The sequence below is a fragment of the Thalassotalea sp. LPB0316 genome (assembly GCF_014898095.1).
GTDB lineage: Bacteria > Pseudomonadota > Gammaproteobacteria > Enterobacterales > Alteromonadaceae > Thalassotalea_G.
The window spans coordinates 1,580,091-1,606,433 of record NZ_CP062946.1 but is presented as its reverse complement, the minus strand read 5'-3'; the positions used below and the strand labels follow the sequence as shown (position 1 = coordinate 1,606,433).

General features: G+C 42.5%; 25 protein-coding genes. 21 read left to right on the top strand and 4 right to left on the bottom strand.

Translation table 11 applies throughout. The features are described 5' to 3' along the window. Positions 1 to 40: 40 nt before the first annotated feature. Positions 41 to 280: a DUF6868 family protein gene (locus tag LP316_RS07060; protein ID WP_193023614.1), complete on the top strand. Its 240-nt coding sequence runs from the start codon at positions 41 to 43 to the stop codon at positions 278 to 280. Between the two features lie 286 nt (positions 281 to 566). On the opposite strand, the gene srmB is transcribed toward LP316_RS07060, so the two are convergent. Next, positions 567 to 1,817, bottom strand: a complete 1,251-nt coding sequence (srmB, locus tag LP316_RS07055) for an ATP-dependent RNA helicase SrmB (protein WP_193023613.1) — start codon at positions 1,815 to 1,817, stop codon at positions 567 to 569. Positions 1,818 to 1,938: 121 nt separating this feature from the next. Then, positions 1,939 to 2,466, bottom strand: coding sequence for a flavodoxin FldB (gene fldB / locus LP316_RS07050; RefSeq protein WP_193023612.1), 528 nt, complete (start codon positions 2,464 to 2,466; stop codon positions 1,939 to 1,941). 221 nt (positions 2,467 to 2,687) lie between these two features. Here fldB and dsbC point away from each other — a divergent pair, with 221 nt between their 5' ends. The 5 genes from dsbC to LP316_RS07025 all read left to right on the top strand — a co-directional run bounded on the left by dsbC (position 2,688) and on the right by LP316_RS07025 (position 9,547). Further along, positions 2,688 to 3,446 (top strand): bifunctional protein-disulfide isomerase/oxidoreductase DsbC, encoded by a 759-nt coding sequence (dsbC, locus tag LP316_RS07045; RefSeq protein WP_193023611.1) that lies wholly within the window; start codon positions 2,688 to 2,690, stop codon positions 3,444 to 3,446. Between the two features lie 133 nt (positions 3,447 to 3,579). Beyond that, positions 3,580 to 5,310, top strand: coding sequence for a single-stranded-DNA-specific exonuclease RecJ (gene recJ, locus LP316_RS07040; RefSeq protein WP_193023610.1), 1,731 nt, complete (start codon positions 3,580 to 3,582; stop codon positions 5,308 to 5,310). A 184-nt stretch (positions 5,311 to 5,494) separates the two neighbouring features. Continuing rightward, positions 5,495 to 6,593, top strand: a protein-coding gene (prfB, locus tag LP316_RS07035) for a peptide chain release factor 2 (protein ID WP_193023609.1) whose coding sequence is annotated in 2 segments (ribosomal slippage) — positions 5,495 to 5,569 and positions 5,571 to 6,593 — 1,098 coding nt in all. Because the reading frame shifts where the segments join, the coding sequence is not laid out codon by codon here. Between the two features lie 104 nt (positions 6,594 to 6,697). After that, a complete protein-coding gene (lysS, locus tag LP316_RS07030; RefSeq protein WP_193023608.1) occupies positions 6,698 to 8,257 on the top strand; it encodes a lysine--tRNA ligase in 1,560 nt (519 codons plus the stop codon). Between the two features lie 144 nt (positions 8,258 to 8,401). Next, the gene (locus LP316_RS07025) at positions 8,402 to 9,547 is read left to right on the top strand and encodes an energy transducer TonB (protein WP_193023607.1); all 1,146 of its coding nucleotides are present in this window, start codon (positions 8,402 to 8,404) and stop codon (positions 9,545 to 9,547) included. Positions 9,548 to 9,588: 41 nt separating this feature from the next. Here LP316_RS07025 and LP316_RS07020 read toward each other — a convergent pair whose 3' ends face one another. Next, complete coding sequence (locus tag LP316_RS07020; protein ID WP_193023606.1) at positions 9,589 to 11,385, bottom strand: acyl-CoA dehydrogenase C-terminal domain-containing protein; 1,797 nt, start codon at positions 11,383 to 11,385, stop codon at positions 9,589 to 9,591. A 203-nt stretch (positions 11,386 to 11,588) separates the two neighbouring features. Further along, positions 11,589 to 12,020 carry a DUF3010 family protein gene (locus LP316_RS07015; RefSeq protein WP_193023605.1) on the bottom strand — a complete coding sequence of 144 codons (432 nt, stop codon included), beginning with the start codon at positions 12,018 to 12,020 and terminating at the stop codon, positions 11,589 to 11,591. 123 nt (positions 12,021 to 12,143) lie between these two features. Here LP316_RS07015 and LP316_RS07010 point away from each other — a divergent pair, with 123 nt between their 5' ends. The 15 genes from LP316_RS07010 (at position 12,144) to ettA (ending at position 26,322) form a co-directional block, all read left to right on the top strand. Then, complete coding sequence (locus tag LP316_RS07010; RefSeq protein ID WP_193023604.1) at positions 12,144 to 12,872, top strand: SDR family NAD(P)-dependent oxidoreductase; 729 nt, start codon at positions 12,144 to 12,146, stop codon at positions 12,870 to 12,872. Beyond that, the gene (locus tag LP316_RS07005; protein ID WP_193023603.1) at positions 12,869 to 13,759 is read left to right on the top strand and encodes an amidohydrolase family protein; all 891 of its coding nucleotides are present in this window, start codon (positions 12,869 to 12,871) and stop codon (positions 13,757 to 13,759) included. Before LP316_RS07010 ends, LP316_RS07005 begins: the two co-directional genes overlap by 4 nt. Before the next feature lie 20 nt (positions 13,760 to 13,779). Continuing rightward, positions 13,780 to 14,214: an HPP family protein gene (locus LP316_RS07000; RefSeq protein ID WP_193023602.1), complete on the top strand. Its 435-nt coding sequence runs from the start codon at positions 13,780 to 13,782 to the stop codon at positions 14,212 to 14,214. Positions 14,215 to 14,336: 122 nt separating this feature from the next. Further along, on the top strand, positions 14,337 to 15,404 hold the full coding sequence (locus tag LP316_RS06995; RefSeq protein WP_193023601.1) for a ketoacyl-ACP synthase III: 1,068 nt from the start codon (positions 14,337 to 14,339) through the stop codon (positions 15,402 to 15,404). Positions 15,405 to 15,514: 110 nt separating this feature from the next. After that, positions 15,515 to 16,069 carry an LON peptidase substrate-binding domain-containing protein gene (locus LP316_RS06990; protein WP_193023600.1) on the top strand — a complete coding sequence of 185 codons (555 nt, stop codon included), beginning with the start codon at positions 15,515 to 15,517 and terminating at the stop codon, positions 16,067 to 16,069. Positions 16,070 to 16,146: 77 nt separating this feature from the next. Continuing rightward, positions 16,147 to 16,818: a sigma-70 family RNA polymerase sigma factor gene (locus LP316_RS06985; protein WP_226960824.1), complete on the top strand. Its 672-nt coding sequence runs from the start codon at positions 16,147 to 16,149 to the stop codon at positions 16,816 to 16,818. Next, positions 16,811 to 17,488, top strand: a complete 678-nt coding sequence (locus LP316_RS06980) for a ChrR family anti-sigma-E factor (protein ID WP_193023599.1) — start codon at positions 16,811 to 16,813, stop codon at positions 17,486 to 17,488. The genes LP316_RS06985 and LP316_RS06980 overlap by 8 nt, the downstream gene beginning before the upstream one ends. Positions 17,489 to 17,508: 20 nt before the next feature. Next, entirely contained in the window at positions 17,509 to 18,453 is a 945-nt protein-coding gene (locus LP316_RS06975; RefSeq protein ID WP_193023598.1) for a YbgA family protein, read from the top strand. A gap of 51 nt (positions 18,454 to 18,504) precedes the next feature. Continuing rightward, complete coding sequence (phrB, locus tag LP316_RS06970; protein WP_193023835.1) at positions 18,505 to 19,893, top strand: deoxyribodipyrimidine photo-lyase; 1,389 nt, start codon at positions 18,505 to 18,507, stop codon at positions 19,891 to 19,893. A 3-nt stretch (positions 19,894 to 19,896) separates the two neighbouring features. Then, positions 19,897 to 20,388 carry a nuclear transport factor 2 family protein gene (locus tag LP316_RS06965; protein WP_193023597.1) on the top strand — a complete coding sequence of 164 codons (492 nt, stop codon included), beginning with the start codon at positions 19,897 to 19,899 and terminating at the stop codon, positions 20,386 to 20,388. Then, the gene (locus LP316_RS06960; RefSeq protein ID WP_193023596.1) at positions 20,385 to 21,143 is read left to right on the top strand and encodes an SDR family NAD(P)-dependent oxidoreductase; all 759 of its coding nucleotides are present in this window, start codon (positions 20,385 to 20,387) and stop codon (positions 21,141 to 21,143) included. Before LP316_RS06965 ends, LP316_RS06960 begins: the two co-directional genes overlap by 4 nt. Continuing rightward, positions 21,140 to 22,402: an NAD(P)/FAD-dependent oxidoreductase gene (locus LP316_RS06955; RefSeq protein WP_193023595.1), complete on the top strand. Its 1,263-nt coding sequence runs from the start codon at positions 21,140 to 21,142 to the stop codon at positions 22,400 to 22,402. The genes LP316_RS06960 and LP316_RS06955 overlap by 4 nt, the downstream gene beginning before the upstream one ends. An 11-nt stretch (positions 22,403 to 22,413) precedes the next feature. Continuing rightward, positions 22,414 to 23,169 carry a DUF1365 domain-containing protein gene (locus LP316_RS06950; RefSeq protein WP_193023594.1) on the top strand — a complete coding sequence of 252 codons (756 nt, stop codon included), beginning with the start codon at positions 22,414 to 22,416 and terminating at the stop codon, positions 23,167 to 23,169. A gap of 13 nt (positions 23,170 to 23,182) precedes the next feature. After that, positions 23,183 to 24,421, top strand: coding sequence for an SAM-dependent methyltransferase (locus LP316_RS06945; protein ID WP_193023593.1), 1,239 nt, complete (start codon positions 23,183 to 23,185; stop codon positions 24,419 to 24,421). A gap of 227 nt (positions 24,422 to 24,648) precedes the next feature. Then, a complete protein-coding gene (gene ettA / locus LP316_RS06940) occupies positions 24,649 to 26,322 on the top strand; it encodes an energy-dependent translational throttle protein EttA (protein WP_193023592.1) in 1,674 nt (557 codons plus the stop codon). Positions 26,323 to 26,343: the final 21 nt, after the last annotated feature.

The window sequence follows — 26,343 nt, the reverse complement described above, 5'->3', positions numbered from 1 at the left end:
AGCGCGCAAAGGTTATAAGGTCAAAGTTTAAGGAGAGGATATGGACATTACAATGAAGCTATTAGCTTGGTGTCTAATTTTAAACTACGGTGTGTTGTTACTGTGGTTTATCGCGTTAGTGTTAGCAAAACCGATGATCTACAAAATGCACAGCCGCTGGTTTGATATTAGTTTTGAGCAATTTAACCAAATGAATTATATCTGCTTTGGCTTTTACAAAATCTTAGTGTTTGTATTTAATCTAGCGCCTTATATAGGTTTAAAGCTTATAGGTTACTAAATTAACTTGAACGCTGTAAGGCGAAAACGCTAGATGGCTTGAATGTTTGAAGGCGCTAACGTGAGAAATGAAAGCCGTCATTCCCGAATGTTTTTATCGGGAATCTACTTACCGCCTTATAGCCTATTGAGTTAGCTTGAATGCTGTATGGTGGAAACGCTAGAAGGCTTGAATACTTAAAGACGGGAACATGAGCAAAGAAATCCGTCATTCCCGAATGTTTTTATCGGGAATCTTCTTACCGCCTTATAACCTTCCCGCTTTACGACCTTCCCGCATTTTAGTCTTATGGCTTTTTCGCTTTTTTGCTATTGCGCTTGGCAATTTTCTTCGCCTTGGCTTTTTTCTCTGCTTTAGACTTTTTCACCTTCGGCTTTTTCAATGGCACTTTTGCTTCTTTATTATTCGGGCGTAACCCGTCAATAACGCGTCGTGGCAGTTTTTCATCAATATAGCGCTCAATCTTACCAATCACCGCCATATCATGGGCTTCAACCAATGAAATCGCGGTACCTTTGTTACCCGCACGGCCTGTTCGACCAATGCGGTGCAAATAGATATCAGCTTTGCGCGGCATATCAAAGTTAATTACGTGAGTAACATCATCAATATCTAAACCACGAGCAGCAACATCGGTTGCCACCAAAATACTGACATCGCCACTGCGCACGCGCTCAACAGCACTATTGCGCTTATCTTGTGGCATTTTGCCTTCTAACCAAGCACAAGGCAGTTCTTCACCATATAAGCGACCCGATAAAAATTGCACAGTTTCGCGTTTATTGGCAAATACCACAGCACGCTTAACGTCTTCTTGCTTTAACAAAGCAACTAATAGGGCGTACTTGTGTTTTTTATCATCAGCTAAATGGATCCACTGATGAATTTTTGCCTTTTCTTTGCGCGACGGATTCGACTCTAAAAACACCGGCTCTTCTAATAATTCTTTTGAGAATTTTAAAACGCCAGAACCTTCTAACGTGGCAGAAAACAACATCGTTTGCTTGCGCCAGCGCGCTTCGCCAACAATGCGATTAATGGTCGCAGCAAACCCCATATCTAACATGCGATCGGCTTCATCAAGTACCAATATTTCAATTTCTCGCGCGTCGAACTGTTCAGTTTCAATATATTCAAGCAGGCGACCAGGCGTTGCAATGAGCATGTCGGTAGTGCTAGTGAGAATTTCTTTGTGCGAGCCGTAGTTCACACCACCGGTGATCACGCCAGTTTTTACACTGGTGTATTTAGTCAACAACTGAGCTTGTTCGTAAATTTGCAGTGCTAACTCGCGAGTCGGCGATAAAATAAGTACGCGAGGAAAGCCCGGTTTCGTTCGTGGGTAATCTAGCAAGTGCTGAATTACTGGTAATAGAAACGCTGCTGTTTTACCCGTACCGGTAGGTGCTGAGGCTAATACATCTTTACCTGCCATCGCTTCTGGCAATACAAGTTGCTGAATAGACGTTGGTTTTTTAAATCCGATATCTTTTACCGCACCCAACAACTCATTGTCGAGATCAAACTGCTCAAACATATTTGTTCACTAATAATTAAAAAATTAACTGAAATTATAATGTTAAAGTGAATATTTTCCTAAACACTTTATCCATTATCGCGTTTCAAGCTGTATCGCTTAAATCAAGAAAGGCTGAATTTTACGATGCTGCCAAGCTTGCTTGGATTTCTTCTAGCACCTGTAACGTCCACTGAGCAATGCGTTCATCCGTCAATTGATACTGATTTTCATCATCAATCGCCAAACCGACAAACTGAGATTGATCGTCGGTTAACGCTTTTGACGCTTCAAATTCGTAACCTTGATTTGGCCAATAGCCAACAATTTGGCAACCACTTGGCAGTATTTGCTCATGTAACATACCTAAGGCATCTTGGAACCATTCGGTATAACCAATTTGGTCACCCATACCGTATAGCGCGACGATTTTTCCTTGTAAATCAAGCGAAGCAACCTCTTCCCAGTGAGACTCCCAATCTTCTTGAAGCTCGCCGTAGTCCCAAGTTGAAATACCAAAAATCAGGTAATCGTAATCTAAACATAGGCTAAGTGGTACGTCTTTAATATTGTGTAAATCAACTAACTCCTCACCAATGGCTGCTTGGATTTTCTCCGCCGCCATTTCGGTATAACAAGTCGTTGAACCGTAAAACAAACCTATTTTCATTAAAATTACATCAAACGCTATTTACTCTGTGGCGCGCAGTTTACCAAAATCCTCAATTACAAGGCTAGTAATATTACTAATTTGTTGCATTAACCATGCACAATTAATCGACAAATTGTTAATTGAACCCTAGTTAATTTGCAATTAGTAGTTATAAACGGTAATTTTATCGCCGAATTTTAGGTCTTATTATGATAAGTCAATTAATACAGGTTGTTTTGATGTTTAAAAAATTACTCCTTGGTTTTGTTTCAGCGAGCCTATTGTTAAGTTTTTCACTCATGCCGCTATCGGCTAACGCAGCGCTAAGTAGCCAAGAAGAGCAAGTAATAAAAACGAAAATTGGCCAAAAGCTGGGCTTAGCCGTTAGCGAAGTAAAAGAATCCCCTATGGCCGGATTGTATGAGTTGATAACTGAAGCCGGTTTATTTTATACCGACAAAAATGGCGATTTTTTCCTTCAAGGTAAGCTCTATGGTATAGCCGGTGAGGTGATCAACCACAGCGAAACAACGTTAGCTAAAATGCGAGTCGACGGCATGGCAAAATTTGCCGAAAATATGATCGTCTACCCAGCTAAAGATGAGAAGCACGTGGTTACCGTCTTTACTGATATAACCTGTACCTATTGCCGACAAATGCACAAAGAAATGGATAAATACCATGATCTTGGCATTACTATCCGATATTTAGCTTACCCGCGTGAAGGCATTTACAATCGCATTGGTGAGTTCACCAACGGGTATAAGGATTTGCGCTCTATCTGGTGTAATGAGAACCCAAACAAAGCACTGACGAAAGCAAAGGACGGTGGCGGCGTAGCCCTACGTATTTGTGAGACGAGCGTTGAAGACGAGTTTTATTTTGGCCGCCAAGTTGGCGTTTCAGGTACACCGGCTATCATGCTAGAAAACGGTACAATGTTTAGCGGTTTCAGACCTCCACAAGCCTTACTTCAAGAAATCAACAAGCAACAATAAGCGAATACTTAGCTTAATATTTATTATCAAAAACGAGAGCCTAGCTCTCGTTTTTTACTTTAATTTGCCGTAGGCTTAACCACACTATATTTCGCTAAGTTCTAGATCGACTCGACGTCGCTTTATCTTCATCATGCAAAGACAAATCATTCAACGCCCTGCAGTATCCGACGAGCACATCCTTGCACCATTACATCCCATTATTAGACAAATTTATGCCCAGCGCGGGGTAAAAAGCGATGAAGAGCTCGCATTACAAGTAGCAAACTTAGCCGATGTGAATGCCCTTGACGGCATTCAACAGGCAAGTGACATTTTATACCAGGTAATGCTAGCCAAAGAGAAAATCTTTATTATTGGCGACTTTGACGCCGATGGCGCGACTTCAACGGCGTTAATGATGGAAGGACTAAGTTTATTTGGCTATCAGAACCATGAGTTCTTAGTGCCTAATCGTTTTGAATATGGTTACGGCTTGTCTCCCGAAATTGTCGAAATAGCCCATCAACAAGGCGCGCAAACACTGATCACCGTTGATAGCGGCATTAGTTGTCATGCCGGTGTTGAAAAAGCAAAAACGCTTGGTTTAACCGTGATCATCACTGATCACCATTTGCCGGGTAATCGCTTACCTTGTGCCGATGCCATTGTTAACCCAAACCTCGCCAGTTGTCAGTTTCCCTCAAAAGCCTTAGCAGGTGTCGGTGTAGCCTTTTATTTAATGCTAGCTTTGCGCAAAACACTTAGAGAGCAAAACTACTTCGCTAGCGTTGGAATAAACGAGCCCAATATAGCGCAACTGCTTGATTTAGTGGCATTAGGCACGGTTGCCGATGTTGTGCCACTCGATGCTAATAATCGCATATTAGTGCAGCAAGGTCTCAATCGAATTCGCGCAGGTGTCACCCGGCCAGGTATTCAAGCGCTGATTGAAATCGCCAAGCGCGACCAAAGCCAGTTAGTGGCCAGTGATTTTGGCTTTGCCCTCGGGCCAAGGATCAACGCCGCTGGCCGGTTAGACGATATGTCTTTTGGCATTAATTGCTTATTAGCTAACGATATCAGTAGTGCGCGAATGATGGCAGCTGAGCTTGATGGCTTAAATAAAAGTCGCCGTGAAATTGAACAAGGCATGCAAATTGAAGCTGAGGCCATTATGAGCCGCTTGAGCTTTAATCAAGATAATCTCCCCAACGCTATTTCACTTTATCAAAAAGATTGGCATCAAGGTGTTATCGGCATTGTTGCAGGGAGGATCAAAGAAAAGTTTCACCGCCCTACGATCGTTTTTGCGCCAGCTAGTGAAGAAAACATTAGCGAAATAAAGGGCTCTGCACGTTCAATTGAAGGCCTACACATTCGCGATTTACTTGAACATATTGCCGGCCAACACGAAGGCATTATTCTCAAATTTGGCGGTCATGCAATGGCGGCAGGCTTATCCATTGACGTGAGTCGTTTCGAAGAGTTTCAACGTTTGTTTAGCCACTATGCCGGTCTTTGGATCAAAGAAGAAGACTTTCAAGGAAAACTCTATTCTGATGGCCAGTTACCTGTCAGTGAAATGACCATAGAATTTGCCCAACTAATCCGCGATGCAGGCCCTTGGGGGCAACATTTTCCTGAGCCTATTTTTGATGATGTATTTACCTTATTACAACAGCGTATCGTCGGTGAAAAGCATTTAAAGTTGATGGTACAAAAAGACGGCGTCGCCTTTGATGCGATTGCCTTTAATGTTGATGTAAAAGCTTGGCCTAATCACCAAGCAAGTCGTGTTCACCTTGCTTATAAGCTCGATATCAACGAGTTTAGAGGTAGAAAGAATCTCCAGTTAATGGTCGAAAATATCGAGGCTATTTAATACCCAAGAAGGCGACAAAACGCTATGGTGAAAAATTAAGCACCCTTCTAGCATCAACGCCTTCAAGCCTTGAACTTTTTTACTTCAAACTTTTCGACTAATAACCTTTAAAGTCGTTTATTTGGTGTGTTTTATACGCTACAATGCGCCACTATTTTATCGGCGATTTCTAAGCAAAACGGAAATGTTTGAAGTAAACCCTGTATTAAACAAATTAAAAGATATTCGTGAGCGCACCCAGATGCTTAGGGGGTACCTTTGACTACGATATTAAATCAGAGCGCCTGGTCGAGGTTTGCCGCGAATTAGAACTGCCTGAGATATGGAACGAACCTGAACGTGCGCAAGCCCTAGGAAAAGAGCGCGCATCGCTAGAAGCTGTTGTTCACACGGTTGATCAACTAGAGGCCGGTTGTGACGACGTTGAAGGTTTAGTTGAACTTGCTGTTGAAGAAGAAGACGAAGAAACCTTCAATGACGCTCAAGCAGAGGTCGAAGGCCTAGACGAAAAATTAAACACCTTAGAATTTCGCCGCATGTTCTCTGGCGACTCAGATCAGAGCGATTGTTACTTAGACATTCAATCGGGCTCTGGCGGTACAGAAGCACAAGATTGGGCAGAAATGCTAATGCGGATGTACTTGCGCTGGGGTGAGTCACACGGTTTTAAAACCGAAGTACTGGAAGTCTCAGACGGTGATGTTGCCGGTATCAAAGGCTGTACAATTAAATTCTCAGGTGATTACGCTTACGGTTGGATGCGCACAGAAACCGGGGTTCACCGCTTAGTGCGTAAATCGCCGTTTGATTCAAGTGGCCGTCGCCATACTTCATTTGCCTCAGCGTTTATTTACCCTGAAATTGACGACAACATTGAAATCGACATCAACCCAGCTGATTTACGCGTCGACACGTTCCGCGCTTCTGGTGCTGGTGGCCAGCACGTTAACAAAACCGACTCGGCAATTCGATTGACCCATATTCCAACGGGCGCCGTAGTGGCTTGTCAGGCAGACCGTTCACAGCACAAAAACCGTGCAACGGCGATGAAGCTTTTGAAAGCTAAGTTATACGAGATGGAAATTCAAAAGCAAAATGAAGACAAACAAGCACTTGAGGAAGGTAAATCAGATATCGGTTGGGGTAGTCAAATTCGCTCTTACGTATTAGACGACAGCCGAATTAAAGACTTACGCACAGGTGTTGAGAATCGCAATACCCAAGCCGTACTAGATGGCGACCTAGATAAATTTATCGAAGCCAGCCTGAAATCGGGACTATAAGAGTAACAAGTTAAAAAGTAGGAAGGTTGATAAGTCAGTAACGTTAAAACCTTTAAACCTTCCAACCTTAAAACATTTTAAATTAACCTAGTTTGAGACTGAAAATGACAGACCAAGCAAAACAAGACGAAAACAAATTAATTGCCGAACGTCGCGGCAAATTAGCGCAAATTCGAGAAAACTGCAGTGCCAACGGCCACCCAAACAAGTTTGATCGAAAACATTATGCAGCTGATTTACAAGCTGCACACGGTGATAAAGACAAAGAGACGCTTGAAGCTGAATCAGACGTTTACTCTATTGCTGGTCGTATCATGGCTAAACGCGGTCCGTTCCTTGTCCTCCAAGATATGACGGGTCGTATTCAAGCCTATGCAGACAAAACCGTTCAAAAAGAAATTAAAGCCAATCTAGGTGGCGTATTAGACATCGGCGACATCATTGGTGTTACGGGTACTCTGCACAAATCTGGCAAAGGCGACTTATACGTCAACATGAACGAGTACCAGTTACTTACTAAGTCACTGCGCCCATTACCAGAGAAGTTCCACGGTTTATCAGATGTTGAAACCAAATACCGCCAACGTTACGTTGATTTAATTATCAACGAAGAAACGCGCGAAACCTTTAAGGTGCGTTCGAAAATCGTCGAAGGTATTCGTCGTTTCCTAACCGATCGTGACTTCATGGAAGTTGAAACGCCAATGCTACAAACCATTCCTGGTGGTGCAACGGCCAAACCTTTCGTTACCCACCACAACGCATTAGATGTGCAAATGTTCATGCGTATTGCGCCAGAGTTATACTTGAAGCGTTTAGTCGTTGGTGGTTTCGAAAAAGTCTTCGAAATCAACCGTAACTTCCGTAACGAAGGTTTATCAACGCGTCATAACCCTGAGTTCACCATGATCGAATTCTACCAAGCGTACGCTGACTACAACGACTTAATGAACTTAACTGAAGATATGTTACGTACTCTAGCGCAAGACGTGATGGGCACAACAGTCATTCGCAATACTGTCAAAGACGCTGACGGTGAAGTCGTTGAAGAGAAATTCTACGACTTTGGTCAGCCATTCCAGCGCTTATCTATGGTTGATGCCATCTTAAAATACGCCAAAGACGGTGTTGTTACAGCAGATGACGAAGTTGCTCTGCGCGATCCTGAAAACCACTTTGATCAAATCAAAGCGCTAGCCAAGAAAGTTCACGTTAAAGAAGGTGACGCGGCAAAAGTTTGGGGCCCTGGTAAGTACATTTGTGAAATCTTTGAAGAAGTTGCCGAGCACTTACTTGATCAACCAACCTTTATCACGGAGTACCCGTGGGAAGTTTCACCACTTGCTCGTCGTAACGACGAAAATCCATTCATCACCGACCGCTTCGAATTCTTCGTTGGTGGCCGCGAGTTAGCCAATGGCTTCTCTGAGCTAAACGATGCAGAAGATCAAGCAGAGCGCTTTAAAAAGCAAGTTGAAGAAAAAGATGCTGGTGACGATGAAGCGATGCACTTTGATGAAGACTACATCAACGCACTTGAATATGGCTTACCACCAACAGCGGGTGAAGGTATCGGTATCGACCGCTTAGTCATGTTATTTACCGACTCGCCAACGATCAAAGACGTGATTTTATTCCCGCACATGCGTCCGCTAGCGGAATAGTGTTACCGACACTTTTTAAAACGGGGTCAGAGTAAAAATACTCTGACCCCGTTTTTTTACTCTACAACAACACTCTTTTTCTTCTCAGTTAACTTTGTTAGAGTTGATACTTATTGAAATAAAAATAAAAAAATGGATTTTATTATGGTTAGCCTCACAAAGACTTCTATCGCTTGTTTACTCGCATTCAGCACTTTTTTATCCTCTAATGCTGGTGCGCTCGAGTCACAAGCAAACTTATCAAAGCAACTAGCGACAATCACAAACGCTGTGCCAATTAAACGAGTGGCAGCCCGCTATCCAACAAATGAAGCTAGAGCCGGTCGTGAAGGTTGGGTTGTTTTAAGCTATGTAATTGAAACTGATGGCGAAGTTTCAGGTATCGTCATTGAAGACTCTTCAGGCTCATCACAGTTTGAAAGAGAAGCAATTCGGGCTGTAGAAAAATGGCAATTTAGCCCAGCTATTGAAGATGGCAAACCGGTCACTCAATGTAAAAACACCGTCCAACTTGACTTTAAAATGCACAATAGTGGTGTTGGTGTCTCAAGAAAGTTCCTCAGTTTACACAATCGATTCAATGAAGCGTTAAACAACGAGAGCGCAACCAGTACTGAGCTCGATAAACTTGCTCAATCTATGGAAAATTACGAAATCGTTTTAGGTATCGAAAGTTATTACCAAAATGTAGCACTGGCTCAATATGCCGAAAAACAAAACCAGCCAGAAAAGCAACTCTATCATTTAGATCGAGCTTTACGCTTCTCAAGGCTTCGAGAGTTTGCCAGTGACACCGAATTAACCCAGAAACAAATGGAAGTAAAACAATCGATTGAGCGCAATCTATTTCCTGTGTTGCATCAAAAGTTACTGTTAGAGCTTGAAACGCAAGACATTGCTAACGCAATTAAGACAGTCAACTCACTTTTGAGCTTAGAGATAAATAAAAAGCACCACCCACTTTATGCGAAGCAACAAGAGCATTTAGAAGCACTCATCAATAGTGATCAGTTGATTAGTAAACGGGTTAATTTGGCAAACAAAGATGTACTCAAACACCGCTTATTGCGTAACAAGTTTATGTTAAAGGATATCGATGGTCGACTAACCAAACTAGATGTTAGATGCCAAAATCAACGTCATATATTCAGTGTTAATGAGCAGTCGGCTTGGCAGCTTCCCGAGCACTGGCAGGCTTGCTCTGTGCTATTTTACGGCGAGAACGATACGACGTTCACGATAGTAGAGTTACCGGAAGGTGACAACCTCGTAGCAAGTACAAGTAAATAAAAAAAGGCAGCTTTCGCTGCCTTTTTTAAAACATCTAGCCATTAAAACAAGAAGTCGTCTGCAGTGAGTGACATCATCGATTCGCCACCATTATTGATACAAGCCGCGTGACCTTTTACCCGTGGTAAAATGCGTTGGAAGTAAAACTGAGCTGTTTTAATTTTCGCTTGGTAAAACGCTTGTTCGTCGGTGCCAGTTGCTAGTGCATTCATCGCAACCTTGGCCATTTTTGCCCAGAAGTACGCTAACGTCATATAACCTGAGTACATTAGGTAATCAACCGATGCTGCACCAATTTCATCTGGGTTGGTCATTGCCTTCATACCAATTTCTTTGGTCATTTCTTGCCACTTAACACCGAATGAGATCATTGGCTTTATGAATTCAGCCATCTCGTCGTCAGTGCCGTGCTCTTGGCAAAATGCCATGACTTCAGCAGCAAATGGCTTAATTAGCTCACCTTTTGAGCCTAGAATTTTTCGGCCTAATAAGTCGATCGCCTGAACACCCGTAGTACCTTCATACAACATACTAATGCGCGTATCACGCATTAACTGCTCCATGCCCCACTCTTTGATAAAGCCGTGACCACCAAAGATTTGTACACCATGAGAAGTACACTCAAAGCCTACTTCGGTTAAAAACGCTTTAGCAATCGGCGTGAGTAATGCAAGTTTACTCTCAGCAACAGCTTTGAGTTTCTCATCGGTACCATGCTCTACTTCGTCAACCAATTGTGCTAAGTAACCAATGAACGCGCGACCACCTTCAGCAATTGATTTTTGCGTTAATAGCATGCGACGAACATCAGGGTGAACGATAATCGGATCAGCAGGACCGTCAGGGTTTTTAGGGCCCGATAATGAACGCATTTGCAGACGCTCTTTGGCGTAGGCTAAAGCACCTTGATATGATGCATCTGCGGCTGCCACACCTTCATTAGCAACGCCTAAACGCGCTGCGTTCATAAAGGTAAACATACAGTGTAACCCGCGGTTTACCTCACCAATTAAATAGCCTTTGGCATTGTCAAAGTTGATCACACAAGTGGCATTGGCATTGATACCCATTTTGTGCTCAATAGAGCCACAGTTAACCCCGTTGCGATCAGCTTTTTCCCCGTCAGGTGTCACATTGAATTTAGGTACAGCAAAAAGTGAAATACCTTTAGTACCTGCAGGTGAGCCTGGAATACGAGCGATCACAATATGAACGATATTTTCAGACAAATCGTGTTCACCAGCAGAGATGAAAATTTTAGTGCCGGATAACGAGTAAGTGCCGTCATCGTTTAATTCAGCTTTCGTGCGCAGCATACCTAGATCAGTACCACAATGTGGCTCAGTTAAACACATAGTACCTGTCCATGTGCCTTCAACTAATTTAGGCATAAACATTGTTTGTTGCTCCGGCGTACCGTGGGCTTCTAATGTTGCTAACGCACCATGGCTTAAACCAGGATACATAGCAAAAGAATGGTTAGCTGCTGATATCATTTCACCAATGTGGGTGTTTAATGAGTGTGGCAAGCCTTGGCCACCAAACTCAACGCTTTGCGAAAGCGTCGGCCAACCACCTTCAACATATTGTTGATACGCTTCTTTAAAACCGTCAGGAGTGGTAACTTCGCCATCATTCCACGTACAGCCTTGCTCATCACCAATTTGGTTGATTGGCGCTAATACTTGCTCAGTAAATTTACCGGCTTCCGATAAAATCGCATCGACCATATCTTCAGTCGCGTCTTCATAACCTAAGCGGGCGTAATGCTCATTACAGTTGAGTAATTCTTGCATGACAAATTTTGTATCTCTAAGGGGCGCTTTATATTCTGGCATCTTGTTTCCTTATTTCTTTTAAGAGGTCTTACCACTTTTTTTTCAACATTATAAGCAAGAAAAGATTGGCTTTGAAAGCGCTTTTGAAATTATTACGAGCAACTTTCATGTTGATTTACGGTTTAACTATGGTTGAAGCTCAAAAATTTTGCATAAAAAAACGCACTGATAGTGCGTTTTGCTTTTTACTCTGAAAGAGCGTTTTAGTGATTTTTCGCTTCAAAATGAGCAAATACTGTTTCAAATGCCGTTTGTTGGTAATTTTTTAAGCCAGTATCGCGAAAGTCGATCGCGACTTGCGAGCGTTCAAGGGTTTTCTTGATATGTGCTGAAGCGACAATATCGACATCTAAATCCGCGATTAATTGGATCGCTGCTTCAATTTTAAAACCAATCGCCCCTCCGGCAAATTTACCTTTTAATGAGCGACCTTTAATAACCACTTTGTCTACTTGATAATCTTCAAGTAACTTGGCAAAGGCAAATTGGAATTTTCGCATTTCTTCTGCATCGCTTGCATCACCAACAGTTAACTTGGGGACACGTACTTTCGGGATATCGTACAACCCCATATTTAGCGACATTATGCAGATAATTGCATCATTACCTTTAATTTCTACGCCACAAACTTTCATATAAGCTCCTGTTTCTTTATGGCGTTATTATAACGAACAATCAAAGCTTTATACTAATGGAATTACTTGAATTAGCCGGCACATATTGCTACTTTTTTGAAAAATTCAGTAAAAGCGCAGCTTATGACTCAAAAAGTATGTATTGTAACCGGTGGTAGCTCAGGTATTGGCCGAAGTATTGTCGAAAAATTTCTCGCCAAAAATTATCGCGTGTTTAACCTTGATATTACGCCAAGTGATATCGGTGAATTTTGCGCTTGTAATATCACCAATGTCAACGAAGTTGATACGGTGATAAAAACAATTGCCGCCTCATACGCAATTGATGTTTTGGTATCAAACGCCGGCATTCACTTCTCAGCCAATATTGAAAATACTTCCGAAGCCGATTTAGATAAGGTATTTAATATCAATGTCAAAGGTGCCTACGCTGCCATTAAAGCTGTATTACCGAGTATGAAACAAGCAAACAACGGCGCGATTATTTTGATGTCATCCGATCAAGCACTTGTTGGGAAGCGCAATTCCTTTGCCTACAATTTAAGTAAGAGCGCGCTTGCCAGTATGGCAAAAACAACAGCTCTTGATTACGCTCAGTTTAATATTCGCGCCAATGCCGTTTGCCCAGGAACCATTGAAACGCCACTGTACCACAAGGCGATCGACAATTATTGTAAAACATCTGGTGCTGATAAAAGTGACGTTCATCAAGAAGAAGCCGCTCTTCAACCACTTGGGCGACTAGGTCAACCAGAAGAAGTTGCAGAGCTGGTTTATTTTCTCAGCTCAGATAAAGCGCGCTTTATTACCGGTAGCTTACAAGTTATCGATGGCGGCTATACGGCACAATGATAAAAATCATCGATCCCCACATTCATTTGTTCGACATCACGCTTGGCCAATATCATTGGCTAGCGCCTGAAAATCCACCTCATTGGCCTGATAAAGCCCAAATAGCGAGATCCTTTGGTCAGCAAGATCTTGCGCTAACGGGTGAGTTTGCGTTAGCTGGTTTTGTCCACATTGAAGCGGGGTTTGATAACGAACAGCCTTGGCGAGAGCTAGACTTCTTAACGAAACACTGTACTTTACCCTTCAAAGCAATTGCTTATATCGATATTAGCCAAGAGAGAGCCAGCTTTAATGCAACACTAACTCAATTGACTTCATACGATTGTTTCCAAGGAGTTCGGTATATTCTCGAAGATGTTTGTGATGACTTTTTATCCCTACCGCATATTCAACAAAATCTATTAGCCTTAGCCGAGCAAAATATCCTTTTTGAAGTGCAGTTTGCGCTAGACAATCCGTTATTAACGCAAGCACTGCTCAACGTATTAACACTTGCGCCAACATTTAAGCTAGTGATCAATCATTGCGGTTTTTACCCGATAAATAAAACCGGTCAACGTATTTGGTACCACAATCTCAAGCAATTATCAGCCTTTGAAAATGTCTATATCAAGTGCTCTGGTTTAGAAATGGCAGATCCTAAAAACCGTAAAATAGATGCCAATTTACTCACCGAGATTATCAACAAGTGCGTGAAAATATTTTCAACTAAGCGGGTAATGCTCGCCAGTAACTTTCCGTTAACCACACTAGTAATGTCTTATCAATCGTACTGGCAAGCCTTGCACGACACGTTAACCAATGATAAAACACTATGGTACCAACTAAGTTTTGAAAATGCTCGGCAGCTATATCAATTGCCGATATCGAGTCTTAATGTTAATTAGCCTGCTGAGTGAAGAGCATCATGAATTTAACGAAATACATTTCAACTAAACTCGTTTATCTGACCTTAGACAGTACCTTGCGCGATGCAAAAACTTTGTTTGACCGTCATAACATCCATCACCTCATTGTGCTCGACGAGGAAGAAAAACTTGTTGGTATTCTTACCGATCGAGATTTGTATAAGCAGTTAGGCCCTACGATTGGCAGTGCCAAACAAACCCGAGAAGATGAGCGTATTCTCGCCAAAAAAATCCACTTAGTCATGACTCGCAATCCAGTGTCATGCCTACCCAACACTTCCCTAGGTGAAATGGCGGTGTTATTTCACGATAACCATATTTCCGCTTTACCCATCGTCAATGCCGACCACAAAGCTTTAGGTATCATTACTTGGCGAGATATTCTCAAAATGTTAGCCATTAGATACCAAGAAAAGCAACTTGGCATAAGTTAGTTCAATCGCGCTTTTTCATAGACTTTTTGACCAAAGAAAACTATCCTACGCATAGCTAAATTTATGTAATACACGTGCTTGTTAACAAACTGTTTCAGCACGTTGAAAGCAGTAGGTAATAAATGACATATGCAGCAATTAAGGGCTGGGGCAAATGTATGCCGCCAGCTATTTTGTCGAACGACGATCTCGCCACTTTTTTAGACACCAATGACGAATGGATCACCACCCGCACAGGGATGAAGGAGCGTCGTATTTCGCACGTTGATGTTAGTGAACTTGCTCATATCGCATGCGCCCAAGCATTGGCCGTTGCTGGAAAAACAGCGCTAGACGTAGACATGATAGTCTTTGGCTCGACAACATTTGATGAGCAATGTCCAAATTCAGCATCTAATGTGCAACGCTTACTAGGTGCTGATAATGCTGCTTGTATGGATGTTAATACCGCTTGTACCAGTGGTATGTATAGCTTAAGTGTGGCAACGGGTATGATCAAATCTGGCGCAATTAACTCAGCGTTAATCATTGGCGCTGAAGTCATATCAAAGGTAATGGACTGGTCAAATCGCGATGTTGCTGTGTTATTCGGTGATGGCGCTGCGGCACTTTACCTAGAAGCTAGCGAAGAAAAATCAGGCGTTTTAGGAGAGTCTCTAGGCTGTTTTGGTGAATCTCGTGACATTCTTGCGGTACGAGGTCTAGGTGTAAAGTATGCCAATAAAGATCACATTGTCGGCCATACATGGTGGAACTTTTTAGGCCAAGATATATTTAAAAAAGCGGTTGCTGGTATGGCACAAGCTTGTGATAAAACCCTTGAAAAGTTATCAATGAGCGATGCTGATATTGATCTTGTTGTACCGCATCAAGCCAATTTAAGAATTATTGATTCTCTGGCGAAAAAGCTAAAAACCCCGAAAGAAAAAGTATTCATCAACATCGAAAAATACGGCAATATGTCAGCGGCAACGGCGCTTGTTGCGCTAGTTGAAGCGATTGAAGAAGGCCGAATTGAAGCCGGTGATAACGTATTAATGCCAGCATTTGGCGGCGGCTTAACTTGGAGTGCGCATATGTTGTACTTCGCTGAAAAACCCGTATCAGATGCTAAAGCGACAGTATCGCTGCCTCTATGTGAGAAATCAGGATTGGCCTTGGTTCAAGACATTATTCAAGCCAGAAAATAATTGCACTCGCTATCATTTAGAAAGCCTCTTTTACAATGAGGCTTTTTTTATGTGAACCAAAAAATTCCTCTGACGCGTATAGCTATCAAGATTACTTGAGTTTAGCTGTTATGAATTTACCAATTTTTCCATTACCGATTTTTCTATTACCTGAAGGGGTAACCCAGCTGCGAATATTCGAGCAGCGTTATCTCAACATGGTTAAAAACTGTAATAAAACACAAGGTTTTGCAATTAAATATCAAAACCAAGCGCTTGAACAATATGCTGATTGGGCGAGTTGGGTTGAGATCATCGATTTCGATCAAGACGACAACGGCATGTTGCTAATTACGGTAAAATGCAAACAGCTTGTTAAGATTAACGATGCTTTTCAAAATGAAGATCTACTGCTAATCGGCAACGTCAGTGAAAAACCTTTTTGGTCATTCACACCCGTTGACGAAGACCATGAACTCGCGATTAACTTAGCTCACTTAATCAAACACAATCCGCCTTTGGAAAAACTTTATCCAGAGATCGTTCTCGATTTATCTTGGTTGTGCGCACGTTGGCTTGAATTATTGCCAATCAAATTCGATCAAAAAAACACGCTAATCGAACCTTCGAAAATTAACCGTGCTGAATCGCTTATCACCTCCATATTAGCAAGCGCAAAAAGCTAAACTTTTTTCAATTTTTTTTGATCTGTTTGCAGCACCAGTACCGTACTGACTAGTAACACCTAAAAATGGAGACTGGCATGCAAATAGTGGAGCATTCATCTCAAAAACAACAAGGTTTTTCGGCAAAAGTTATGACAAAGCCCTTGTCAAAAGGCAAAAGCCAGAGTAAACCTATAAAGATGAACGAAAAAACAGACTTAGCGCAATTAACAACTTGGCTAGAACAAGTCGCTCAGCACCGAGATAAACAAGCTTTTACCCAATTGTTTAGATTTTTTGCGCCTAAAATCACTAACATCTGCTCGCAAAAATTCAACAACCCGCAACTAGCTGGCGAAATTTTGCAAGAAACCATGACTAACGTTTGGCGAAAGGCCCATTTGTTCCACCCAGAAAAAGGGGCGCCAACCACATGGATTTACTCAATCATGCGCAACGCCAGTTTCGATTTATTACGCAAAATTAAGGCAAAGAAGGAAGACACGTTAAGCGATGACATTTGGCCATTAATTGAAGGTGATCAACAAACCGAAGTAGATTATGACGACCATCTTGAAAATCAACACTTAATGGCGCACATCGACAAACTACCTGAAGCCCAACAACAAGTGATCCGTGGCGTTTACTTTATGGAGCTATCGCAAGAGCAGTTGTCGAAGCAACTCAATATTCCACTTGGCACGATTAAATCAAGATTAAGACTAGCACTGGCGAAGCTCAAGCAACACATGGGAGCAGAACATGATTAAACACCACCCTAGCCAAGAATTATTAGCGTCATATGTTGAGGCTGAGTTACCGGTTTCACTATCGGCTGCTATCGCTATGCATGTGGAGATGTGTCCTGTTTGCGCAGAAAAAGTCGCGACAATCACTGATGAACGCGCTGAAATCTCATTTGAGGTGGCTTCTGGTAAACCTACCGATAGTAAGCTCGAAAACGAAGCTATCGAGCTAGATCTCGACGCTATGATCAGTGCGATTACGGCAAGTGACGACATCGAACAGACAAAAACACCAGAACAAAAAACGATATCAATCAAAGGCAAGAATATTGTATTGCCTAGAGCCATCAGTAACATCCCGACCACGAACTGGTCGAATATCGGCAAGTTATCGCGCGCTCGGTTAGCCCTTGATGAAGGTAAAGTGCGCTCTAGCCTACTCAATATAGAGCCCGGTGGCAGCGTACCAGAGCATACCCACAAAGGCTATGAATTGACGTTGTTGTTATCGGGTAGTTTTAAAGATGATATGGGTGAATATGTCGCAGGTGATTTTATTATGCTAGATGGCGAGCACACTCACCAACCCGTGTCGGAAGAGGGCTGTTTATGCTTTACTGTGTCAGACGATGCCCAACACTTTACCCAAGGTATTAATAAGTTACTTAACCCAATTGCTCAATTTCTGTATTAAGTACTGTAGAGGAATTTATCATGGCTAAACCTATTAACATTGGTATCAGCGCCTGTTTAACAGGCCATGAAGTGAGATATGATGCAAGCGCAAAAACGTCACACTTTTGCGTCAAAGAGCTTGGTCAGCACGTGCAATACAGAAGCTTTTGCCCTGAAGTTGCCGTAGGTTTACCTGTACCTAGACCAACGATTCGTCAAATCAGAAAAGACGATATCATCACAGTTGCCCGCCCTGATGGCAGTGGTGATATTACCGATGCGTTAGAGGAATACGGTAAGCGCGTTGCAAAAGTGGCCAAGCAATTTAGTGGTTTTATCTTTACTGCCAAGAGCCCAAGTTGTGGCATGGAACGCGTCAAAGTCTATCGCGAAGACGGCAAAGGCGCGACTTCAGATGGTGTTGGTGTGTTTGCCCGCGAAATTATGAAAGCCAATCCACTACTGCCTTGTGAAGAGAATGGTCGGTTAAATGATCCGATTATTCGCGAGAACTTTGTTGCCCGTGTGTTTGCTTATCGCAAATGGCAAGATTTAGTCGCTAGCGGCTTAACTAAACACAAATTGATTGAGTTCCACTCAACGTTTAAGTACACCGTAATGAGCCATTCACAGCAAGCTTACAAATCACTAGGGCGATTGTTGGCAGGCAATGAGCTATCATTAGAAGAGCTAGCCGATACTTACATCACCGGATTGATGGAAGCGTTGAAAATAAAGGCGACTCGCAAGGGCCATGCCAATACCTTGCAGCACATTCAAGGGTATTTTTCGCATCACTTATCCAAAGTTCAACGCGAAGAATTGTGCCAGCAAATTGAGGCCTATCGCAAAGGCTTGATGCCACTAATGGTGCCATTAACATTAATTAAGCATTATTTGTTGTCGTTCCCGAAACCCTATCTGTCGAAGCAGTTTTATTTGTCGCCCTACCCGGAACAACTAAAACTGAGATACGGCTACTAGTGATTATAAAAGCTTACCTAAAGGTAGGCTTTTAACATTTATTAAGGAAGAATTTTGTTACTGTGGTTTAGAAACGATCTTCGGATTCACGACAACCCTGCCCTCGAATACGCACTAGCGCATGGCGTTAAACACGCTATCTTTATTGCCACGCCACAGCAGTGGCATAAACATCATATGGCGCCAATCAAAGTCGACTTGATCTTGCGTCATGTCGCACTCCTAAAAGCGCAATTAGCAACATTAGATATTGAATTGCAAGTTGTTAACGCACCGGATTTTAATGCCCAAATTGACGTGATAAGTAAAACACTTGAGTCATTAGGCAGTAATCAAGTCATTGTTAATCAAGAGCTCGAATTAAGAGAGCGTCAGCGCGATCAAAAACTTGCAGCGCTTGATATCACGATTACCGCATTTGAAAGCGATGTTATCGTGCCAAAAGGCTTGGTCAGAAACAACGCTGGCGCGATGTTTAAAGTTTTCACGCCTTTTAAAAAAGCCTGGCTTAATTATCTGCTAAATAACGGCTTTCAATATATCCCAAAACGTGTGATTACGCCGGTAGATTATCACGCGCTTGAACCTTTGCTTCCAAAAATTAGTCGTGGTGACGCAAGTAAGTGGCCACTAGCACCTGATGTAGAAAGCCGGGTGATACCTGAATTCTTACAAACAAAAGTTAGCGCTTATCACGACAATCGCGACATCCCAAGTATAAAAGGCACTTCTGGATTATCGGCTTACCTTAACATTGGCGCGATCAGCAGTCGTTACTTATTAGCCCTGTTATTAAATACCTATCCTGATCTACTCCATCAGCAACCGCCTAATGTCTTTAGTTGGTTAAATGAGTTAATTTGGCGTGAGTTTTATCGCCATTTATTGATGGATTTTCCCGAGCTGATTAAACACAAAAACTTTAACGACAAATACGATGAGCTACCGTGGCGCAATGATCCTGACCATATTAAAGCATGGCAAGAAGGCAAAACCGGTTATCCAATCGTTGACGCCGCCATGCGCCAGCTGAATCAAACCGGTTGGATGCACAACCGCTTGCGGATGATTGTTGCTAGCTTTTTAACTAAGCACCTACTGGTGGATTGGCGTATTGGCGAACAATATTTTATGGAAAAATTAATCGATGGTGACTTTGCTGCCAACAATGGTGGTTGGCAGTGGTCTGCAGGCACGGGGTGTGATGCCCAACCGTATTTTCGCATCTTTAACCCGATAAGCCAGAGTGAAAAGTTTGATCCACAAGGTGCGTTTATCCGTAATTACTTACCAGAATTATCTGATATTCCAGATAAAAAAATACATTTTCCACATGCTTATATCGCCGAGCAGAAACTGACAACTTATTGGCCAGCGATTGTTGAGCACAAACAAGCGCGAGAACAAGCTCTCGCTTTTTATAAACAGTACACGCGGTAAACTATGGCAAATACCAACGAGCTTACATCGATAGACACTACCCCATTGCAAACATCACAAGGTGCTGTACAACCGCTTTGGTTATCACACTTTATTGAAGTTTATCAGCAGCTAGGCACAGATAATTTAGCATTACTCGATTCTGTTTATCATGACCAAGTTACCTTCAAAGATCCAATGCACTTAGTTGTTGGGCTAAAGGACTTACGCGCTTATTTCGATAGTTTATATACCAATCTAATCAGTTGCCAATTTGAGATAACAGAAGTCATGCATCAAGACAACAAAGCGGCGCTCTATTGGCGTATGACATACATTCACAAGCAGCTCAATAAAGCTCAACCGATAACCGTAGAGGGGCATACTAAGCTCATTGCCGAGGGCGACAAAGTTATCTACCACCGAGACTATGTCGATATGGGCGCGATGGTTTATGAGTATATTCCACTCGTTGGCCGAATGATAAAGTACATTAAAAATCGAGCGCAATCATGAAACGGGTTTTGATCACGGGTGCAACTTCAGGTATTGGTTTATCACTAGCTAAGCATTATGCCGCTAATGGCCACCTTGTTTATGCGTGCGGTAGAAATGAACAAGCGTTGAACCAGCTCGTTATTGAGCACCACAATATAACACCACTAGTTTTTGACATTACCGACAAAGCGCAAGTCACTGCGGCCGCCAAACAAGTAGAAGACCTTGATATTCTAATTTTAAATGCTGGGGATTGTCGTTACATAGACGATCCTGTCCACTTTGATGACCAACTCTTTGACCATATTATCGATGTTAATCTCAAGAGTATGGCGACTATGCTTTCGAGGTTTCTACCGATACTCACTACAGCTAAAACTAACGCTTCAATAAACAACAAAGAGAATCGACAAGTTGTGTTCGTCAGCTCAAGTGCGAGCTTAGTGCCATTTCCCAAGGCACAAGCTTACGGCGCATCAAAAGCGGGCGTTGACTATTTGGCCCGTTCATTAGCGGTAGATTTGGCAAAACATCACATTGATGTAACGCTTGTACACCCCGGCTTTATCAAAACACCACTGACTGATAAAAACGATTTTGATATGCCGTTTTTGATCAGTAGCGAACAAGCCGCGCACAGAATTTATCAAGGCGTTGCTAAGCACAAAAGCTACTTGCACTTTCCGAAGCGCTTAACCTGTTTTCTTCATCTTTTTTCGTTATTGCCAACCGCTTGGTGGCAGGCAATTGCAGCATCGAGGCTATCTAAATGAAAAATATCGCCATCATTGGCTCGGGTATTTCCGGTTTAACCAGTGCATACCTACTTTCGCAAAAGCACAAAGTTACTGTGTTTGAGCAGAACGATTACATCGGCGGACACACAGCGACAGTCGATATCAATTACCAAGGTCAAGATTACGCCATAGATACCGGTTTTATCGTTTTCAATGACAAAACCTATCCGAACTTTTTGAAGCTACTTGCCAAACTCGGCATGGACAAACAAGCCACTGAAATGAGCTTCTCGGTGCACAACACCCAAACAGGGTTAGAATATAACGGCCATAACCTCAACACGCTATTTGCCCAACGCAGAAATATTTTTCGCCCGAAATTTTGGCATTTGATCAAACAAATCATCCGTTTTAACAAAGCCTGTAAAGCGGCCTTCGAGCACGGGCAATACGATGAAAACCTAACATTAGGTGAGTTTTTAAACCAACATCAGTTTAGCGACTTTTTTGCCCAACACTATATTTTACCGATGGGCGCAGCAATTTGGTCGAGCTCAATTGATCAAATGAGTCAGTTCCAATTTAAGTTTTTCGTTCAGTTTTTTCACAACCACGGTCTGCTTAACATTACTGATCGTCCGCAATGGTATGTTATTCCCAGAGGATCACGTAGTTATATCAAGCCGTTAATCGAGCCGTTTAAAGATAGCATTAAACTCAACACTAATATTGTCAACATTGAGCGACAACAAGGCAAAGTTCAGATCCACTTGCAACAAGGCGATGAAATACAAGTTGAAGAATTTGATGAAGTGGTGCTGGCTTGTCATTCAGATCAAGCACTGGCATTACTGAGCGATAAAAGCGAACAAGAGCAAGCGATACTGTCAGCGATGCCGTATAGCGCTAATGAAGTGGTTCTGCATACTGATACACAGTTGCTGCCCAAGCGCCGTAGTGCCTGGGCAAGTTGGAACTATCAATTAGTCAACGATCGCACAAAGCCGGCAAGTGTTACCTATAATATGAATATATTACAAGGACTTGAAAGTGATACCACGTTTTGTGTTACGCTAAATCAAAGTGAAGCGATTGCACCAGAGAAAATCTTGCGCAGTTTTGTTTACCATCATCCGATATTTAGTCTTGAATCAATGCAAGCTCAACAGCAGCGCTCAACAATTTGTGGTCAAAACAACACCCATTTTGCTGGTGCATACTGGTACAACGGCTTTCATGAAGATGGTGTACGTAGTGCGGTTGATGTTGCCAAACGCTTTGACTGCCAACTTTAAGTGAGAAACACATGGAACTTCTAGGTGATAGCGCAATTTACCACGGCCAAATCAGGCACCGCCGCTTTACGCCGGCTAAGCACGGGTTTACCTATCACTTATATATGTTGGCGCTAGATTTAGCTGATGTTGAATCTGGTGGCATCAATCAAGGCCTGTTAGGTCAATATTGGTACAAACCGATTCGCTTTGTCGAAAAAGATTACCTAAAAAGTGAACCGGGTGATTTAAGAGCGCGTATTACCAACAAAGTAAACTCCTTAGGTGGTATTTGGCAGGGCGGCAAGGTTGTTATGCTTGTTCAGGCACGCTGCTTTGGCCTGTATTTTAGCCCTGCAAATTTTTTCTTTTGCTACGATGAACACGACAATTGTCGCTACATGTTAGTGGAAGTTAGCAACACCCCATGGAATAAACGTCATTATTACCTGGTTGATTTAACGAAGGTTGAGGCAACCGAAAAAGTGTTTCATGTTTCACCGTTTTTTGATTTAGCTATGCAGTATCACTGGCGTGTCAACCCGCCAACTAAAAAAGACAAAAACTTGCTAGTACATATTGAAAATATCAAGGAGCAAGAAAAACTGTTCGATGCAACCTTGGCGTTAAAGCGAGTACCAATGACAAGTAAACACTTATCACGCGTTTGGTTAACGTTGCCACACATGACGCTGAAAATCGTCGCAGGCATTTATTATCAAGCGTTAAAACTATTTATCAAGAAAGTACCCTTTGTTCCTTATCAAACGAAAAACAGTGGGCATTAAAAAAGAGGTCGTTATGGAGTCAATTGCAAATTTACAGCCGGCTATCAAGTTTAATTGGTTAACCAAACGTTGTCGCAATTTAGTTTTTTCAGCGTTAGAAAACTTGCAAAACGATGAAGTAGAAATTATCGAGGGCAACCATAGTCACAAATTTGGCAAAAAAAAGGCGGTTCACGGTCAAACACCTCTTTCAGGAAAAATTTACATCAAAGATGCTACCGCCTACCTCGATTTCGTCAAAGGTGGCAGCATTGGCGTTGCGGAAGCGTTCATTGAGCAAAAATGGTCTAGCCCAAATCTGACCGAGATCATTCGTATTTTCGCCAGAGCTCAGCAAATCACCGATAACATCGACAATAAAAAATCGTGGCTTAACAGCCTCAAAGACTACTTTTTTCACCGATTAAACCGCAATTCACAATCGGGCTCTAAGAAAAATATTGTTGCCCATTATGATCTAGGTAACGAACTCTATACCCGCTTTTTAGATAAGCGCATGATGTATTCTTCGGCTATTTACCCTGACGAACAGTCTTCACTAGAGCAGGCACAGCTATACAAACTCGATACCATTTGTCAGCGCCTTGATTTATCACCTGACGACCACGTTATCGAAATTGGCACGGGCTGGGGCGGCCTTGCCATACATATGGCAAAATATTATGGTGCAACCGTCACTACAACCACGATTTCTGAAGAGCAATATGCCTATGCCAAAGCGCAAATTGCCGAGCACGGTTTAACCGATAAAATCACCTTACTCAAAGAAGATTATCGCAATCTCAACGGGCAATACGACAAACTCGTGTCAATTGAGATGATAGAAGCCGTTGGTTACGAATACCTACAAAGCTTTTTTGAACAATGTCAGGCCTTAGTTAAGCCAAAAGGTAAAATGTTGATCCAAGCCATTACCATCGCCGATCAACGCTTAGATTATTACCTCAACAATGTTGATTTTATTCAGCGATACATCTTCCCAGGCGGCTTTTTACCTTCGGTTTCACTACTCACCTCACAAGTGGCCAAACACACGAATATGGTGGTTGAGTCGCTAGACGATATTGGCTTGGATTACGCAAAAACACTCAACCATTGGCGTGAAAACTTCCTTGAAAACTGGGCTGAAATACAACAACACGGCTACGATGATGAGTTTAAGCGCTTGTGGTTATACTATTTTGCCTACTGTGAAGGGGCGTTTTTAGAGCGTTCAACTTCAACAGTGCATTTAGTCGCACGCCAAGCTTAACTGAGTCGGTTATTCCAACCTATCTCCAGAGTGTCTCTTTCGCAGCTAAGAAATTTTATGATAATAGCCAAAAGAGACACTCAATAGCTCTAATCTCTCATATCCAATAAACCATTTTAATAAGCTTCAAAAAGATACGCTTACATTTTATCATCAGTAGACGCTACGGTAGTTATTCCACTACAATAGACATAATATTGTTTTATTGATTATTGGAACATCACATTATGGCATTGCCAGATAAGTTTATTTTCTCGATGAACCGCGTTTCTAAGGTGGTTCCACCGAAACGCACTATCTTAAAAGACATTTCACTTTCATTTTTCCCAGGCGCTAAAATCGGTGTTTTAGGTTTAAATGGTGCTGGTAAGTCTACGCTTTTGCGCATTATGGCAGGCGTTGACAAAGAGTTTGAAGGTGAAGCTCACGCTTTAGCTGGCACAAAAATCGGTTACTTACCGCAAGAGCCAGAATTAGATGAAAACAAAACGGTACGCGAAATCGTTGAAGAAGCGGTCGACGTGGTTAAAAATGCGATGGCGCGCTTAGATGAAGTGTACGCCGCTTACGCAGAAGAAGACGCTGACTTTGACGCACTTGCCAAAGAGCAAGGTGAACTCGAAGCGATTATTGCCAGCAGCGATGGTCATAACTTAGAAAACCAGTTAGAGCGCGCCGCCGATGCCCTTCGTTTACCAGAATGGGATCAAAAAGTTGCTGTATTAAGTGGTGGTGAGCGCCGCCGTGTAGCGCTTTGTCGTTTATTACTGCAAAAGCCAGATATGCTATTGCTCGATGAGCCAACTAACCACTTAGACGCAGAATCTGTTGCTTGGTTAGAGCGTTTCTTACACGATTACTCAGGCACTGTGGTCGCCATTACCCATGACCGTTACTTCTTAGATAATGTTGCAGGTTGGATCTTAGAGCTTGACCGCGGTGAAGGTATCCCTTGGGAAGGTAACTACTCATCGTGGCTTGAGCAAAAAGAAAAGCGTTTGGCGATTGAAGCAAAATCTGAAAATGCGCGTCAAAAAACCATTAAGCAAGAGCTTGAGTGGGTTCGTCAAAGTCCAAAAGCACGTCAAGCAAAAAGTAAAGCGCGTATGGCGCGTTTTGAAGAGCTTAACAGCCAAGAAAACCAAAAGCGCAATGAAACGAACGAGCTATACATTCCACCAGGGCCACGCTTAGGTGATAAAGTATTAGATGTTAACGGCTTAACCAAATCGTTTGGCGATCGCGTACTTATCGACAATTTATCGTTTAGTATTCCTAAAGGTGCGATTGTCGGTATTATCGGTGCCAATGGCGCGGGTAAATCAACGTTATTTAAAATGCTTTCAAATGCTGAGCAGCCAGATTCAGGCACAGTAGAGCTAGGTGAAACCGTTAAGTTAGCCAGTGTTGATCAGTTCCGCGACGATATGAACGACAGCAACACGGTTTACCAAGAAATTTCAGAAGGCCACGATATTATTCAAATTGGCGGTTATGAAATTAACTCACGCGCATACTGCAGCCGTTTTAATTTTAAAGGTAACGATCAGCAAAAACTGATTGGCGACTTATCTGGTGGTGAGAGAAACCGTGTTCACTTGGCAAAACTGGTGAAAACCGGTGGTAACTTATTACTACTCGATGAGCCAACCAACGACTTAGACGTTGAAACCTTACGTGCACTTGAAGAAGCCTTGCTTGAGTTTCCGGGCTGTGCCATGGTTATTTCCCATGACCGTTGGTTCTTAGACCGTATCGCCACCCATATCATCGATTACCGCGATGAAGGCCAAGTGAATTTCTTTGAAGGTAACTTTAGCGAATACAACGAGTGGCTCAAGAAAACACTCGGCCCAGCAGCACTCGAGCCGCACCGCATTAAATACAAGAAAATCATGTAAAAAATGTAAAATCAAAAGCAC